Annotated in this window: 2 protein-coding genes; both read right to left on the reverse strand. The window is 65.6% G+C overall.

The window, feature by feature from the left end:
- Window positions 1-363 (reverse strand): hypothetical protein (locus tag D2K64_RS25845; protein ID WP_120010837.1); only part of this gene is annotated, 363 nt, incomplete at its 3' end.
- A partial coding sequence (locus tag D2K64_RS23530) for an autotransporter outer membrane beta-barrel domain-containing protein (protein WP_157986109.1) occupies window positions 360-1,433 on the reverse strand: 1,074 nt, incomplete at its 5' end. The genes D2K64_RS25845 and D2K64_RS23530, both read right to left, overlap by 4 nt.

The raw sequence follows: 1,433 nt of genomic DNA on the forward strand, positions 1-1,433 counted from the left end.
AGCTACGGCCTGTTGGTAACCGAGCCAATAGTGCACGCCAAAGAAGAAGATCGAAGTGGCTAGCACCAGCCATGATCCTGAGACGCAAAGGAGGCCGCCCTCCCGCCGCAGATATAGTCGCCTCCCGAGGCACCACCCTGCAGTTCCGCCTGATATCAGCCCAAGTATCCAGCAAATGGCGCCGACGCTACCTGCCTCCCCCTGCATGACGTGCCACAAGGAGATGGCCAGCAGGACAAAGGGCAGCACGGCGACCGCTGATGGCCTGACTGTCCGCTGTCGCGAGGCGCGGATGCCCGCGCGCACCGTGTAGGCCAGCAGCAGCCAGACCCAGATCGGCGTTCCAACAAGAATTGACATCATGTCCGGTTCTCCCTGCAGATTGCACCATCTGCGCCTTGCGGGTGGGGGAGGGCGGGGGTCCAGAAGCGATAGGCCATCCGGCCAATACCGGCTTGAGACAGATAGTTGGAGGCGACGTCAGCGTTGTACTGCAGCTGGAAGTCCCAGTTTGTACCGCTGGCTAGCCGGGCGCCGACGCGGAACTTGGCCACCGTGTCGGGCATCGGTGTCGATGCCTTGAAGCCGCGGGTGGTAGGCTGATCGGCGAAGCGGGCGTTGACTGACCAGTCATCGTCGCTCAGCACCCCGAAGCCCACCGAGGCGAAAGGCTTCAGCGTGCCGAGGGTGCCGAGCGGCAGGGAGCCACCGACTTCCACCGCGGCGGAGGCGGAAAGCAGCGTGCTGTCCTGACTGTTGACCGCCAGGTTGAAGGGGCCGGCGCCGGTCTCGGTGAACGCACCGCTACGCAGGTAGGTGGCGCTCAAGTCAACAAAAGGCTGCACGTACCAGCCGCCCATCGGGATCTGGTAGGCAATGCGCGTGTGCACTCCGGCGTGCCAGGCGTCAGGCGAACCCTTGCTGGTCTGCGTCAGGTTCCCCAGGCTGACAGTGCGGCGGCTATCGAACCAGCCGTAGCCGAGGTCCAGAGCGCCACTGATGCGCCAGGCGCCCGTGCGGTAGCCCAGCGTAGCGCCGGCCATGAGCACGTCACCGCTGATCTTGACGTTACGGCCGTCGCCACGGAACTGGCTGGCCTCATAGGCGAAGGAGCCGCCCAGGGTCAGGTTCGGCGCGATCTCGCGCTCCGCCCCGAACTGGAAGGTCTGCGCGTTGGCGCGGTAGCCTAAGGCGGCGCTGGTGGCGTCCTGCTGAGTGTTGCCGGCGATGATGCGCGACCACACGCAGGAGCCGTTGCCGGTGGCAACGACGTCGCCATCGGCGACGTCGCAGCCCCCGAACATGGTGTTCACGAAGCTCTGGCTGTTGCTGTAGCGGAAGGCGGCAATGGCGCCCAAGGTCTGGCCGGAAAGGGTCGAAAGGCTGCGGGCATAGGTCTGCCCGTCCTCCACGCCGGCGAGGGCCGTGAAGCC

This window comes from Teichococcus vastitatis (genome assembly GCF_003604215.1).
Lineage (GTDB): Bacteria > Pseudomonadota > Alphaproteobacteria > Acetobacterales > Acetobacteraceae > Pseudoroseomonas > Pseudoroseomonas vastitatis.